This is a genomic window from Nocardioides panaciterrulae (genome assembly GCF_013409645.1).
Classification (GTDB): Bacteria; Actinomycetota; Actinomycetes; order Propionibacteriales; family Nocardioidaceae; genus Nocardioides; species Nocardioides panaciterrulae.
The window spans coordinates 1,703,086-1,717,902 of sequence record NZ_JACCBG010000001.1; the positions used below are offsets into that span (position 1 = coordinate 1,703,086).

12 protein-coding genes are annotated in these 14,817 nt (G+C 72.3%); all 12 read left to right on the forward strand.

What is annotated here, in order from left to right; all coding sequences use genetic code 11:
- Positions 1 to 28: 28 nt before the first annotated feature.
- The 12 genes from BJZ21_RS07970 to pyk all read left to right on the forward strand — a co-directional run bounded on the left by BJZ21_RS07970 (position 29) and on the right by pyk (position 14,804).
- Positions 29 to 1,324: an MFS transporter gene (locus BJZ21_RS07970; RefSeq protein WP_179663248.1), complete on the forward strand. Its 1,296-nt coding sequence runs from the start codon at positions 29 to 31 to the stop codon at positions 1,322 to 1,324.
- Positions 1,321 to 1,695: a phosphoribosyl-AMP cyclohydrolase gene (hisI, locus tag BJZ21_RS07975; RefSeq protein WP_343052028.1), complete on the forward strand. Its 375-nt coding sequence runs from the start codon at positions 1,321 to 1,323 to the stop codon at positions 1,693 to 1,695. Before BJZ21_RS07970 ends, hisI begins: the two co-directional genes overlap by 4 nt.
- Positions 1,688 to 2,308, forward strand: a complete 621-nt coding sequence (locus BJZ21_RS07980; RefSeq protein ID WP_179663249.1) for a Trp biosynthesis-associated membrane protein — start codon at positions 1,688 to 1,690, stop codon at positions 2,306 to 2,308. Before hisI ends, BJZ21_RS07980 begins: the two co-directional genes overlap by 8 nt.
- Before the next feature lie 63 nt (positions 2,309 to 2,371).
- Positions 2,372 to 2,569, forward strand: a complete 198-nt coding sequence (locus BJZ21_RS07985; RefSeq protein WP_179663250.1) for an HGxxPAAW family protein — start codon at positions 2,372 to 2,374, stop codon at positions 2,567 to 2,569.
- Positions 2,570 to 2,663: 94 nt separating this feature from the next.
- A complete protein-coding gene (gene trpC / locus BJZ21_RS07990) occupies positions 2,664 to 3,446 on the forward strand; it encodes an indole-3-glycerol phosphate synthase TrpC (RefSeq protein ID WP_179663251.1) in 783 nt (260 codons plus the stop codon).
- Positions 3,443 to 4,744, forward strand: coding sequence for a tryptophan synthase subunit beta (trpB, locus tag BJZ21_RS07995; protein WP_179663252.1), 1,302 nt, complete (start codon positions 3,443 to 3,445; stop codon positions 4,742 to 4,744). Before trpC ends, trpB begins: the two co-directional genes overlap by 4 nt.
- On the forward strand, positions 4,741 to 5,559 hold the full coding sequence (gene trpA, locus BJZ21_RS08000) for a tryptophan synthase subunit alpha (protein WP_179663253.1): 819 nt from the start codon (positions 4,741 to 4,743) through the stop codon (positions 5,557 to 5,559). Before trpB ends, trpA begins: the two co-directional genes overlap by 4 nt.
- Positions 5,552 to 6,175, forward strand: coding sequence for an SCO family protein (locus BJZ21_RS08005; RefSeq protein WP_343052029.1), 624 nt, complete (start codon positions 5,552 to 5,554; stop codon positions 6,173 to 6,175). The genes trpA and BJZ21_RS08005 overlap by 8 nt, the downstream gene beginning before the upstream one ends.
- A gap of 3 nt (positions 6,176 to 6,178) precedes the next feature.
- A complete protein-coding gene (gene lgt / locus BJZ21_RS08010; protein WP_179663255.1) occupies positions 6,179 to 7,066 on the forward strand; it encodes a prolipoprotein diacylglyceryl transferase in 888 nt (295 codons plus the stop codon).
- Positions 7,067 to 7,223: 157 nt separating this feature from the next.
- A complete protein-coding gene (gltB, locus tag BJZ21_RS08015) occupies positions 7,224 to 11,789 on the forward strand; it encodes a glutamate synthase large subunit (protein WP_179663256.1) in 4,566 nt (1,521 codons plus the stop codon).
- Entirely contained in the window at positions 11,782 to 13,278 is a 1,497-nt protein-coding gene (locus BJZ21_RS08020) for a glutamate synthase subunit beta (protein ID WP_179663257.1), read from the forward strand. The genes gltB and BJZ21_RS08020 overlap by 8 nt, the downstream gene beginning before the upstream one ends.
- Positions 13,279 to 13,343: 65 nt before the next feature.
- Positions 13,344 to 14,804 carry a pyruvate kinase gene (pyk, locus tag BJZ21_RS08025; protein WP_179663258.1) on the forward strand — a complete coding sequence of 487 codons (1,461 nt, stop codon included), beginning with the start codon at positions 13,344 to 13,346 and terminating at the stop codon, positions 14,802 to 14,804.
- Positions 14,805 to 14,817: the final 13 nt, after the last annotated feature.

The window sequence follows — 14,817 nt, forward strand, 5'->3', positions numbered from 1 at the left end:
GGGCCGCCATAAGTGCGACAGTTCGCCCATGCACGAGCTCGGGGGACGTGCCGATACGGGTACGGCGCAGCACAGGTCGCTGTGGCGCAGCCATGACTTCATGCTGCTGTGGACCGGGGAGACCGTGTCGAGCCTCGGCAGCTCGATGAGCTTCTTCGTCTTCCCGCTCGTCGGCTACGCGCTCACCGGGTCCACCACGCGGGCCGCGCTCGCCGGGAGCGCGTACGCGCTCGGCGCGCTGCTGATGCGGCTGCCCGCCGGCGTGCTGGTGGACCGCTGGAGCCGGCGACGCGTGCTGGTGACGAGCAACGCCGTGGGCGGCGCCCTCTACCTCAGCCTCGGCGTGGCCGGGCTGCTGCACGCGCTCACGATGACCCATCTCGTCCTGGTCGCGCTCGGCAGCGGTGTCGTCGGCTGCTTCTTCAGCCCGGCCGAGACCGCGGCGCTGCGCGAGGTGGTGCCCGGCGAGCAGATGCCCTCCGCGCTGAGCCAGAACCAGGCCCGACGGCACGTGGCGACCCTGGTCGGGCCGCCGCTGGGCGGCGCGCTGCTGTCGCTGCGGACCTGGCTGCCGTTCGCCGCGGACGGCGTGACCTACCTGGTCTCCGCGGTCGCGCTCACCCGGCTCCGCACGCCGCTGGCCGCGCCACCCGGCGGCTCCGGCACCGGCCTGCGCGGCGTCCTCGCCGGCACTCGGGAGGGGCTGCGCTTCATCCGGGGCCACGGGTTCCTGCGGGCGATCCTGATGTGGGCGTGCATCGTGAACTTCGCGGTCAACATGCTCTTCTTGGTGGTCAACCTCAAGCTGCTGCGCAGCGGCGTGCATCCCGCGACCATCGGTCTGATCGACACGATGGGCGCGGTCTCCGGCCTCCTGGGCTCACTCGCGGCGCCGGCCCTGGTGAAGCGGATCCCGACCGGTCGGCTCACGATCCTGGCCGGGGTCGTGCTCACGCTGGCCGTGCTGCCGATCGCGTTCACCGACAGCCCCCTCGTCGTGGGCGGCCTGTTCGCGCTCGCGCTGTTCCTCAACCCGGCCAGCAACGCCAGCATCGGCGCCTACCGGGTCGCGACCACCCCCGACCACCTGCAGGGCCGGGCCACCGCGGCCATGCAGTTCTCCGTCACGCTGTTCACCCCGCTCACCGGGGTTGCCGGCGGCGCGGCGCTGGCCGCGTTCGGAGGACGGGACGCGATCCTGGCCGCGGCGGCGCTGATCCTGCTCTCGGTCGTTCCGCTGGTCACCAGCCGGGAGGTCCGCAGCCTGCCCACCCCCGACCGCTGGGTGGTCTCCCCCCAGGGGGCTGAGACAATCGAGCCGTGAGTGCCAGCGACCGTGTGACCAGCAGCGACCTCGACCCGGCCGTGGCCGCCCGGCTCCGGCGCACCGCCGACGGCTTGGTGCCGGCGGTGGTCCAGCAGCACGACACCGGCGAGGTGCTGATGCTCGGCTGGATGGACGACGAGGCGCTGGCCCGCACGCTGAGCAGCGGCCGCGCGACGTACTGGAGCCGGTCGCGGCAGGAGTACTGGGTCAAGGGCGAGACCTCTGGCAACCCCCAGTGGGTCAAGGAGGTCCGGCTGGACTGCGACGGCGACACCCTCCTGGTCAAGGTCGACCAGGAGGGGGTGGCCTGCCACACCGGCGACCGCACCTGCTTCGACGCCGACCCGCTGTCTGCGCGTCGTGGCTGACCCCGCGGCTCCCGGGCGGGACCCCCGGCGCCGGACCTTCGGGCCGGTGGTGCTGCTCGGGCTCGCCGCCGCCACGCTGACGGCCGTCGCCGGCAACCAGCCGTGGGCCCAGGGCCACGGCCAGGCGGCCGACCGCCTCGCGGGCATGCCGTTGGCGGACGAGGCCGGCAAGGTCCCCGCCGCCGGCGCGATCGCGCTGGTGGTGCTGGCGTGCTGGGGGGTGGTGCTGGTGACCCGTGGGCGGGTCCGCCGGGCCGTGGCCGCCCTCGGCGTGGTCGCCTCGCTGGGCGTCCTCGTGGTGGTCGTCACCGGCTGGTCCTCGGCGGTCACCGGGCTGCGTGCCGACCTCACCGAGGTCGGGACGGTCGGCGCCGTCGACCACACGGTGTGGCTCTGGCTGGCGGGGCTCGGCGCGCTGGCGTCGCTGGCCGCCACCGTGCTCGCGGTCCGGTGGGCGCCGGGCTGGCCGGAGATGGGCAGCAGGTACGACGCGCCGACGGCCGGCGGGGGCGCCGCGGCGGCCGACCTGGTGGACCCCGCGGACCGGTCGAGCCTGGACCTCTGGAAGGCGATGGACGAGGGCCGTGACCCCACGTCCGGCCCGGCTGAATAGACTGGTGCCCGCACCGGCGCGCGCGGCGTGCGACGTACACCCCTGTTCGGCAAGGAGCCATGCATGTCTGACAACCACGGCAACACCCCCGCGGCCTGGAGCGCGGTCACGCTCGGGCTGGTCGGCTTCGTGGTCGGTGCCGTTGGCCTCATGCTCTCGCCGATCAACTACACCGTCTTCTGGGTCGGCATCGCGCTGGTCGTGGCCGCGGGCCTCGTCTACGCCGTCATGGGCAAGATGGGCATGGGCTCGTCCCACTGACGCCCCGTCCGGCAGTCGGAGCCGCGCACCGGGCCTCACCGACCGGATGAGAGGCTTGGCCTCGAACCCACCCCGCTGGCCCAGGAGGTCCGTCATGTCCGTGCTCGACGACATCGTCGCCGGCGTGCGGGCCGACCTCGAGGTCCGCGAGGCCGCCATGACCGCGGCCGACCTGCGCGCCGCGCTGGCCGACGTCGAGCCGCCGCGCGACCCGATGCCGCACTTCCGGGCCCCCGGCTCCAGCGTCATCGCCGAGGTCAAGCGCCGCAGCCCCAGCAAGGGCGACCTGGCCGAGATCCCGGACCCCGCGGTCCTCGCCCGGGAGTACGCCGCCGGCGGGGCCGCCGCGATCAGCGTGCTGACCGAGCAGCGCCGCTTCGGCGGGAGCCTGGCCGACCTGCGCGCGGTCCGCGCGGCGGTGGACACGCCGATCCTGCGCAAGGACTTCATCGTCACCGAGTACCAGCTGCTCGAGGCCCGGGCCGCGGGCGCCGACCTGGCCCTGCTCATCGTCGCCGCCCTCGACGACGACCAGCTGCGACGGCTCCACGACGTCGCCGGTGAGCTCGGCCTGACCGTGCTGGTCGAGGTCCACGACGAGGCCGAGACCGAGCGGGCCGTCGAGCTCGGTGCCGAGCTGGTGGGTGTCAACGCCCGCAACCTGAAGACCCTCGCCGTCGATGGCGACACCTTCGGTCGCCTCGCCCCGCTGGTCCCCGACGACCGGGTCAAGGTCGCCGAGTCCGGCATCTTCGGTCCCGACGACGTCCGCCGCTTCGTCGCGCAGGGCGCCCGGGCGGTGCTGGTCGGCGAGGCCCTCGTCAAGGACGGGGACCCGCAGCGGGCCGTCCGCAGCCTGACAGGAGTCCACGGATGAGCACCCACGTCGAGCGCCCCACCTCCTACGACGCCGACGAGCGGGGCTGGTTCGGCGGCCCCGAGACGGGCTGGGGCGGCCGGTTCATGCCGGAGGCGCTGGTCGCCGCGCTCGACGAGCTCACGGCCGCGTGGCAGGACGCGATGGCCGATCCCTCGTTCGTGGCCGAGTTCGACACGATCCTGCGCGAGTACGCCGGCATGCCGAGCCCGCTCTACCACGCCGAACGGCTCTCGCAGAAGGTCGGCGCCCGGATCCTGCTCAAGCGCGAGGACCTCAACCACACCGGGGCCCACAAGATCCGCAACGTGCTCGGCCAGGCGCTGCTGACCAAGCGGATGGGCAAGACGCGGGTCATCGCCGAGACCGGGGCCGGCCAGCACGGCGTGGCCAGCGCGACGGCCGCGGCGTACTTCGGTCTCGACTGCACCGTCTACATGGGCGCGGTCGACACCCGTCGCCAGGCCCTCAACGTCGCCCGCATGCACCTGCTGGGCGCCAAGGTGGTGCCGGTGGCGTCCGGCAGCGCCACCCTCAAGGACGCGATCAACGAGGCGATGCGCGACTGGGTCGCCTCGGTCGACCGGACCGCCTACCTGTTCGGCACCGCGGCGGGGCCGCACCCGTTCCCCAGCATGGTCCGCGACTTCACCCGCGGCATCGGTGACGAGGCGCGCCAGCAGTGCCTGGAGCGCTGGGGCCGATTGCCCGACGCGATCGCCGCGTGCGTGGGCGGCGGCTCGAACGCCATCGGGCTGTTCACCGCGTTCCTCGACGACGCCGAGGTCGCCGTCTACGGCTTCGAGCCCGGCGGCGAGGGGGTCGACACCCCCCGGCACGCCGCCACCATCCACGCCGGTGCCAAGGGCGTGCTGCACGGCGCCCGCACCTACGTGCTGCAGGACGCGGACGGGCAGACGATCGAGTCGCACTCGATCTCGGCCGGCCTGGATTACCCCGGCGTCGGCCCGCAGCACGCCCACCTCGCCGCGACCGGGCGGGCGACCTACCTGCCCGTCACCGACGACGAGGCGATGGCGGCGATGGCGCTGCTGAGCCGGACCGAGGGCATCATCCCGGCCATCGAGTCCGCCCATGCCGTCGCTGGGGCCCTCGAGGTCGCGCGGCGGCTGGGCGAGGAGCGCGGACCGGAGGCGACGGTGCTGATCAACCTCTCGGGCCGCGGCGACAAGGACATGGGCACCGCCATCGAGTACTTCGGCCTGGGCGACCCCGACAAGGTGACCGAGGAACCGGTCGGCGAGCCCGGCGAGGACCTGCAGGGAGAGCGCGGATGAGCGTCTCGGTCGCGTTCGACAAGGCGCGGGGCGAGCAGCGCGCCGCGCTCGTCGGCTACCTCCCCGCCGGCTTCCCCGACGTCGCGGGCGGGATCGAGGCGCTGCGGGCCATGGTCGACGCCGGCTGTGACGTGATCGAGGTCGGGCTGCCCTACAGCGACCCGGTCATGGACGGGCCCACCATCCAGGCCGCCGCCCAGCAGGCCCTCGAGCGCGGGGTGCGCACCAGCGACGTGCTGCGCACCGTCGAGGCGGTCGCGGCCACCGGCACGCCCACCGTGGTGATGACCTACTGGAACCCGGTGGAGCGCCACGGCGTCGCCCGCTTCGCGGCGGAGCTCGCCGACGCCGGGGGAGCGGGGCTGATCACCCCCGACCTGACGCCCGACCCGGACGTCGCCGGGGCGTGGATCGCCGCGGCGGACGAGCACGACCTCGACAAGGTCTTCCTGGTCGCGCCCTCCTCGACCGAGGAGCGGATCGCGATGACCACCGCCGCCTGCCGCGGGTTCGTCTACGCCACCGCGGTCATGGGCGTCACCGGTGCCCGAGCCACCACCAGCGACCTGGCCGGGCCGCTGGTCGGCCGGGTCCGCGCCGCGGTGCGGCAGCAGGGCAGCGGGCTGCCGATCGGGGTCGGCCTCGGCGTGAGCAACGGGGACCAGGCCGCCGAGGTGGCGTCGTACGCCGACGGCGTGATCGTGGGCTCGGCGTTCGTGCGCTGCCTGCTCGACCACCCCGACGACCGGGCGGCCGGCCTGCGGGCCCTGACGGTGCTGACGGAGGACCTCGCCGGCGGTGTCCGGCGTGCGTGAGCGGGTCGGGCTCGCCGGGCGGTTGGCGGCCGGGGTGCTGGCGGCCGGGGTGCTGGCCGGCTGCGGCGGCGACGCGTCGGGCAGCGGGGGCGGGCTGCACGGGGTCACCCATGCCGCCTACCGGGTCCCGGCCACGCCCCTGACCGACACCGACGGCCAGCCGTTCTCACTGGTGCGCGACACCGACAAGCCGCTGACGCTGGTGTTCTTCGGCTACTCGCACTGCCCGGACATCTGCCAGACCGTGATGAGCTCCCTGGCGGTGGCCATGCAGCGCCTCGACGACGACGATCGCGCCGCGGTCGACGTCGTCTTCGTCACCACCGACCCGGCCCGGGACACGCCCGCCGCGCTGCGCCGCTACCTCGACCGCTACGACCCCTCGTTCATCGGCCTGACCGGCGACCTGAAGACGATCGCGGCGATCGGCAAGTCGCTGGCGGTCTACGTCGCCCAGGGCCAGAAGCTGCCCACCGGCGGCTACGACCTGAACAGCCACAGCACCCAGGTCACCGCGATCGGCAGCGACGACCTGTCGCACGTGCTGTGGACGAGGGACACCTCGCCGGCAGAGTTCGCCGATGACATCCACACCCTCCTGCAGAAGTCGAGCTGACCCATGAGCCTCACCCTGCTGTCCATCCCGAGCCCTTCGCAGGGGGTCTGGCACCTCGGGCCGCTGCCGATCCGCGGCTACGCGCTGTGCATCATCGCCGGGATCGTGCTCGCGATCTGGATCGGTGAGCGGCGCTGGGTGGCGCGCGGCGGCCGGCCCGGCGAGGTCAGCGACCTGGCGGTGTGGGCGGTGCCGTTCGGGCTGGTCGGCGGCCGGCTCTACCACGTTCTGACCGACCACGACCTCTACTTCGGCGCGGGCAAGCACCCGATCGAGGCGCTCTACATCTGGCGCGGTGGCCTCGGCATCTGGGGGGCGATCGCGCTCGGCGGGGTCGGCGTCTGGATCGGCGCCCGGCGGATGGGCATCCGGGTGCCTCCCATGCTCGACGCGCTGGCGCCCGGGGTGCTGGTCGCGCAGGCACTCGGCCGGTGGGGGAACTGGTTCAACCAGGAGCTGTTCGGCAAGCCCACCGACCTGCCCTGGGGCCTGAGCGTGAGCCCGTCGACCGCGGCCGACGTGGGCTACCCCCCGGGGACGTTGTTCCACCCGACCTTCCTCTACGAGTGCCTCTGGGATCTCGGGGCGTTCGCGCTGGTGATCTGGCTGGACCGCCGGCTGCGCCTGGGCCACGGGCGGGTGGTCGCGATCTACGTGATGGCCTACACCGCCGGACGCGGCTGGATCGAGATGCTGCGCATCGACAACGTCGAGCTCAAGGACGTCGGCGGGCTGCGTTTCAACGTGTGGACCTCGATGGTCATGTTCGTCGCCGCTGCGGTGTACTTCGTGGTGAGCAGCCGGCGTCGACCCGGTCGCGAGGAGGAGGTCTACCGCCCCGGTCACGGGCCGGACGGCTCGGAGGAGGACCCCGACCGGGTGGTAGCCTGAGCTCTCCGCTAGGGCCAATGTCGTCCCCTGCCTGGTCGGCGGTAGCCGACTGACAACTCGGTCGGCTCCCACGCCGACTCACATTGCATGGCCGATCCGTCGGCGCGCACCCGGTCCGGCCGGGGCGGCCGGCACGACGACGACGGGAGAATGCCCGGTGCCTCGTTCGCACGCATTCCCGCCGCCCCAGGGGCTCTACGACCCTCGCCACGAGCACGACGCGTGTGGCGTGGCGTTCGTCGCGACCCTGACCGGCGTTGCCAGTCACGACATCGTCCAGCAGGGCCTCACCGCCCTGCTGAACCTCGACCACCGCGGCGCCGCGGGCGCTGAGCCGAACTCCGGTGACGGCGCGGGCATCCTGATCCAGGTCCCCGACGCGTTCCTGCGCGACGTGGCCAAGGACGCGGGGTTCGACCTCCCGCCGCAGCACTCCTACGCGGTCGGCACCGCCTTCCTGCCCGGCGACGCCGAGACCGTCACCAAGGCCCGCCGCCGGATCGAGGAGATCGCCGCCGAGGAGGGCCTCGCGGTCCTCGGGTGGCGCGACGTGCCGGTCGACCCCTCCTCCCTGGGCCGCACCGCGCTCGAGGTGATGCCGAGCTTCAGCCAGCTGTTCGTGGCCGGAGCCGGCTCGCGGGTGACCGGGATGGCGCTGGAGCGGCTGGCGTTCTGCCTGCGCAAGCGGGCCGAGCGGGAGACCGACGCCTACTTCCCGTCGATGTCCTCCCGCACCCTGGTCTACAAGGGCATGCTGACGCCCGCCCAGCTCGACGAGGTCTTCCCGGACCTGCGTGACGAGCGGATGGCCTCGGCGATCGCGGTGGTGCACTCGCGCTTCTCCACCAACACCTTCCCCAGCTGGCCGCTGGCCCACCCGTTCCGGTTCATCGCCCACAACGGCGAGATCAACACGGTCATGGGCAACCGCAACTGGATGCGCGCCCGCGAGGCGCTGCTGGCCTCCGACCTGATCCCGGGCGACCTCGAGCGGCTCTACCCGGTCTGCACCCCGGGCGCGTCGGACTCGGCGTCGTTCGACGAGGTGCTCGAGCTGCTGCACATGGGCGGCCGCTCACTGCCGCACTCGGTGCTGATGATGATCCCCGAGGCGTGGGAGAACCACGCCGAGATGGACTCGGCCCGCCGCGCGTTCTACGAGTTCCACTCCACCATGATGGAGCCCTGGGACGGCCCGGCCTGCGTGGTGTTCACCGACGGCTCCCAGATCGGTGCGGTCCTGGACCGCAACGGCCTGCGCCCCTCGCGCTACTGGGTGACCGACGACGGACTCGTGGTGCTGGCCTCCGAGGTCGGCGTGCTCGACATCGACCCCGCGAAGGTCGTCCGCAAGGGCCGGCTCCAGCCGGGCCGGATGTTCCTCGTGGACACCGACGAGCACCGCATCATCGAGGACGAGGAGGTCAAGGACGAGCTCGCCGCCGAGCACCCGTACGACGAGTGGCTGCACGCCGGCCTGATCCACCTCGACGACATCCCCGAGCGCGAGCACGTCGTGCACACCCACGCCTCGGTGTCCCGGCGCCAGCAGGTCTTCGGGTACACCGAGGAGGAGCTGCGGGTCCTGCTGACCCCGATGGCCAACACGGGTGCCGAGCCGATCGGCTCGATGGGCACCGACACCCCGCTCGCGGTGCTGAGCGACAAGCCGCGGCTGATCTTCGACTACTTCACCCAGCTGTTCGCGCAGGTCACCAACCCGCCGCTGGACGCCATCCGCGAGGAGCTCGTCACCTCGCTGAACGGCACCATCGGCCCGGAGTCCAACCTGCTGGAGCCGGCGCCGGCCTCCTGCCGCCAGGTGGTGCTGCCGTTCCCGGTGATCTCCAACGACGACCTGGCCAAGATCCGCCACGTCAACCGCGACGGCGACATGCCGGGCTTCATCACCCACGTCTCCCGAGGCCTCTACGACGTCGAGGGGGGCGGCGCCGCGATGGCCGCGCGCCTCGACGAGATCTGCGCCGAGGTCAGCGAGGCGATCGCGGACGGCGCCCGGATCATCGTGCTGTCCGACCGGCACGCCACCGCCGAGCTGGCGCCGATCCCGTCGCTGCTGCTCACCGGCGCGGTCCACCACCACCTGGTGCGCGAGAAGACCCGCACCCAGGTCGGGCTGCTGGTCGAGGCCGGCGACGTGCGCGAGGTCCACCACGTGGCGCTGCTGGTCGGCTACGGCGCGGCCGCGGTCAACCCCTACCTCGCGATGGAGTCCGTCGAGGACCTCGCCCGCGAGGGCTACTACGTCAAGGCCGAGCCGGAGCAGGCGGTGGCCAACCTGGTCAAGGCGCTCGGCAAGGGCGTGCTGAAGGTGATGTCCAAGATGGGCGTCTCCACCGTGGCCTCCTACACCGGCGCCCAGATCTTCGAGGCGCTCGGCCTCTCGCAGGCGGTCGTCGACCGGTACTTCACCGGCACCACCTCCAAGCTGGGCGGGATCGAGCTCGACACGATCGCCGAGGAGGTGGCTCGCCGGCACGCCACGGCGTACCCCTCCCGCGGCATCGCCCCGGCCCACCGCGAGCTGGCCATCGGCGGGGAGTACCAGTGGCGTCGCGAGGGCGAGCCACACCTGTTCGACCCCGAGACGGTCTTCCGGCTTCAGCACGCCACCCGCACCGGGCGCTACGACGTGTTCAAGCAGTACACCGCCCGCGTCGACGAGCAGTCGATGCGGCTGATGACGCTGCGTGGGCTGTTCCGGTTCAAGGACGGGGAGGCCAGCGGACGCCGTCCGGTCCCGATCGAGGAGGTCGAGCCGGTCTCCGAGATCGTCAAGCGGTTCTCGACCGGCGCCATGTCCTACGGGTCGATCAGCCAGGAGGCGCACGAGACCCTCGCGATCGCGATGAACCGGCTGGGCGCGAAGTCCAACACCGGTGAGGGCGGGGAGGACTCCGACCGGCTCCTGGACCCCGAGCGCCGCAGCGCGATCAAGCAGGTCGCGTCGGGCCGCTTCGGCGTCACCGCGGAGTACCTCACCAACGCCGACGACATCCAGATCAAGATGGCCCAGGGCGCCAAGCCCGGCGAGGGCGGTCAGCTGCCCGGCCACAAGGTCTACCCGTGGGTGGCCAAGACCCGGCACTCCACGCCGGGCGTGGGCCTGATCAGCCCGCCGCCGCACCACGACATCTACTCGATCGAGGACCTGGCGCAGCTGATCCACGACCTGAAGAACGCCAACCCGGCGGCCCGCGTGCACGTGAAGCTGGTCTCCGAGGTCGGCGTCGGCACGGTCGCGACCGGTGTCTCCAAGGCGCACGCCGACGTGGTGCTGATCTCCGGGCACGACGGCGGCACCGGCGCCTCGCCGCTGACCTCGCTCAAGCACGCCGGTGGTCCGTGGGAGCTCGGTCTGGCCGAGACCCAGCAGACGCTGCTGCTCAACGGGCTGCGCGACCGGATCGTCGTGCAGACCGACGGCCAGCTCAAGACCGGCCGTGACGTCGTGATCGCCGCGCTGCTGGGTGCGGAGGAGTTCGGCTTCGCCACCGCGCCGCTGGTGGTCTCGGGCTGCATCATGATGCGGGTCTGCCACCTGGACACCTGCCCGGTCGGCGTCGCGACGCAGAACCCGGTGCTGCGCGAGCGCTTCTCGGGCAAGCCGGAGTTCGTGATCAACTTCTTCGAGTACATCGCCGAGGAGGTCCGCGAGCTGCTCGCCCAGCTCGGGTTCCGCAGCATCGACGAGGCGGTCGGCCAGGCCGACGTGCTCGACGTGGCGGAGGCGGTGGACCACTGGAAGGCCGCCGGGCTGGACCTCTCGCCGATCCTGCACAAGCCCGAGCTGCCCAGCCAGGACGGGACGAGCGCGGCGCTGCGCAATGTCCGCGCCCAGGACCACGGCCTCGCCAAGGCGCTCGACGTGACCACCCTTGTCCCGCTGGCGGCGGCCGCCCTCGAGCGGGGCGAGCCGGTGCGCGGACAGGTCGAGATCCGCAACGTCAACCGCACCGTCGGCACGATCCTCGGCCACGAGGTCACCAAGCGGTACGGCGCGGAGGGGTTGCCCGACGGCACCATCGACCTGACCTTCACCGGGTCGGCCGGCCAGTCCTTCGGCGCGTTCGTGCCGCGGGGCATGACGCTGCGGCTCGAGGGCGACGCCAACGACTACGTCGGCAAGGGCCTCTCCGGCGGCCGGATCGTGGTGCGCCCCGACCGGGCCGCCTCGTTCGACGCCCACGAGCAGATCATCGCCGGCAACGTGATCGGCTACGGCGCGACCTCGGGGGAGATCTTCCTGCGAGGGATCGTCGGCGAGCGCTTCTGCGTCCGCAACTCCGGTGCCCACGCGGTCGTCGAGGGTGTCGGCGACCACGGCTGTGAGTACATGACCGGCGGCATCGTGGTCGTGCTCGGCCGGACCGGGCGCAACTTCGCCGCGGGCATGTCCGGCGGCTACGCCTTCGTGCTCGACCTCGACGAGCGCCGGGTCAACCACGACCTGGTGGACCTGAACAAGGTCGAGGGCGACGCCGCCGAGGAGCTGCACGCCCTGGTGTCCCGGCACCTCGAGGAGACCGGCTCGACGGTGGCCGAGCAGCTGCTGGCCGACTGGCCCGCCGCCGTGGCCCGGTTCACCGAGGTCATGCCCAGTGACTACAAGCGGGTCCTGGAGGCCCGCGCCGAGGCTGTCGAGGACGGTCTCGGCGACGACGAGGCCGACGCGCGCATCATGGAGGTGCTTCATGGCTGACCCGAAGGGATTCCTCAAGAGCGGCCGGAAGGTCGCCGAGCGGCGGCCGGTCCAGGAGCGGGTCCACGACTGGAACGAGGTCTACCCCGGGTCCGCCGGCCGGGCGCTGCTGCCCATCATCACCGAGCAGGCCGGGCGCTGCATGGACTGCGGCATCCCGTTCTGCCACCAGGGCTGTCCACTGGGCAACATCATCCCCGAGTGGAACGACCTGGTGTGGCGTGACGACTGGGAGGGCGCGATCGAGCGCCTGCACGCGACCAACAACTTCCCGGAGTTCACCGGTCGCCTCTGCCCGGCGCCCTGCGAGACCGCCTGCGTGCTCGGCATCAACCAGGACCCGGTGACGATCAAGAACGTCGAGGTCTCGATCATCGACAAGGCGTGGGAGTCCGGGTTCGTCCGGCCCCAGCCGCCGGAGTGGCTCTCGGGCCGCACCGTCGCGGTGGTGGGCTCCGGCCCGGCGGGCCTCGCGGCCGCCCAGCAGTTGACCCGCGCCGGCCACACCGTCGCGGTCTACGAGCGCGCCGACAAGATCGGCGGGCTGCTGCGCTACGGCATCCCCGAGTTCAAGATGGAGAAGCAGCACCTCGACCGGCGCCTGGACCAGATGCGGCGCGAGGGCACGGTGTTCCGGGCCGGCGTCGACGTGGGCGCGGACCTCGCCGGCCGGGACCTCAAGGACCGCTACGACGCGGTCGTGCTGGCCATCGGGGCCACCGAGGCCCGCGACCTGCCGATCGCCGGGCGCGAGCTCTCCGGCATCCACCAGGCCATGGAGTTCCTGCCGCAGGCCAACCGCAGCTCGCTCGGCGAGGACGTGCCGCTGCCCGAGGGCCAGCAGCAGATCACCGCCGAGGGCAAGCACGTCGTGATCATCGGCGGCGGCGACACCGGCGCGGACTGCCTGGGCACCTCCACCCGCCAGGGCGCGCTGTCGGTCACGCAGCTGGAGATCATGCCCGAGCCGCCGGTCGAGCGGCCGGCGGGCCAGCCGTGGCCCACCTATCCGATGGTCTTCCGGGTCTCCTCCGCGCACGAGGAGGCCGACGAGACCGAGGTCGGGAGTCGGGTCTACGCCGTCTCGACCAAGGAGTTCCTCGGCGACGAGGACGGTGCCGTGCGGGCGCTGCGCCTGGTCGACGTGAAGTTCGAGGACGGCAAGCTGGTCGAGATCGAGGGCACCGAGCGGGAGATCCCGGCTCAGCTGGTCCTCTTCGCGATGGGCTTCACCGGCCCGCAGCGGTCCGGCCTGGTCGAGCAGCTCGGGGTCGATCTCGACGAGCGCGGCAACGTCGCGCGCGACGCGTCGTACATGACCTCGGTGCCGGGCGTCTTCGTCGCCGGTGACGCCGGTCGCGGCCAGTCGCTGATCGTCTGGGCGATCGCCGAGGGCCGCTCCGCAGCCGCGTCGGTGGACCGCCACCTCGCCGGCTCCACGACGCTGCCCGCGCCGATCCTGCCGACCGAGCGTCCCCTGGTCGTGTGACCCACCTGGGCGATCGGGGCGTGGTGCGAGTGTTGGATCGTTCAAAGAGCCGCTAGGGTAGGCGCGTGCGTAGAGCCAAGATCATCTGCACCCTCGGCCCGGCAACCTCATCCGCACGGCGCATCCGTGAGCTGGTGTACGCCGGCATGGACGTCGCCCGGCTGAACATGAGCCACGGCAGCCATGCCGATCACGCCGAGTCCTACCGGCTGGTCCGGCAGGCCTCGGACGCGAGCGGGCACGGCGTGGGGATCTTCGCCGACCTGCAGGGTCCGAAGATCCGCCTGTCGACGTTCGCGGACGGCCCGGTGACCCTGCGTCGCGGCCAGGAGTGGACGATCACCACCCGCGACGTCCCCGGGGACGACAAGGTGGCGGGCACGACGTACGCCGGGCTGCCGGGCGACGTGCAGGCCGGCGACCCGATCCTCATCGACGACGGCAAGGTGCGACTGCGGGTGACCGCGGTGGAGGACACCGACGTGCACTGCGAGGTGCAGGTCGGCGGCAAGGTCTCCAACCACAAGGGCATCAACCTGCCCGGCGTGGCGGTGTCGGTGCCGGCGCTGTCGGAGAAGGACATCGAGGACCTGCGCTTCGCGCTGCACCTGACGGTCGACTTCATCGCGCTGAGCTTCGTGCGCGACGCCAAGGACGCCGACGACGTGCGGAAGATCATGGACGAGGAGGGCGTGCACCTCCCGGTGATCGCCAAGATCGAGAAGCCGCAGGCGATCGAGAACCTCGACGAGGTGATGGCCGCGTTCGACGGCTTCATGGTCGCCCGCGGGGACCTGGGCGTGGAGTGTCCGCTCGAGGACGTGCCGTTCCTCCAGAAGCAGGTCATCGAGAAGGCCCGGCTGAACGCCAAGCCGGTCATCGTGGCCACCCAGATGCTGGAGTCGATGATCTCGAACCCGGCCCCGACGCGCGCCGAGGCCTCCGACGTGGCCAACGCGGTGCTCGACGGCGCGGACGCGGTGATGCTCTCGGGCGAGACCAGCGTGGGGGAGTACCCCGTCCACACGGTCGAGACCATGGCCCGGATCATCACCGCCACCGAGACGCATGCGGTGGACGGCGACCACCTCGGTCAGGTGGCCGAGATCGACTGGGACCCGCACACCCGCGGCGGCGTGATCGCCAAGGCCGCCGAGGAGGTCGCCGAGCGGGTGGGCGCGAAGTACGTCGTGGCCTTCACCCAGAGCGGTGACTCCGCGCGCCGGATGTCCCGGCTGCGTGGTCCGATCCCGATCCTCGCGTTCACCCCGGAGAACGTGGTGCGCTCGCAGCTCGCTCTGAGCTGGGGCGTGGAGACGTTCCGCACCGAGCCGGTCAACCACACCGACGAGATGGTCCGCCAGGTCGACGAGCAGCTGCTGCGCATCGGCCGCGTCGAGGTCGGTGACCTCGTGGTGCTCATCGCCGGCAGCCCGCCCGGCATCCCCGGCTCCACCAACGCGCTGCGTATCCACCGGATGGGCGACGCGATCAACGAGGTCGCGCCCGCCTACCGGCGGGACTGAGCCGAGCGCGGAC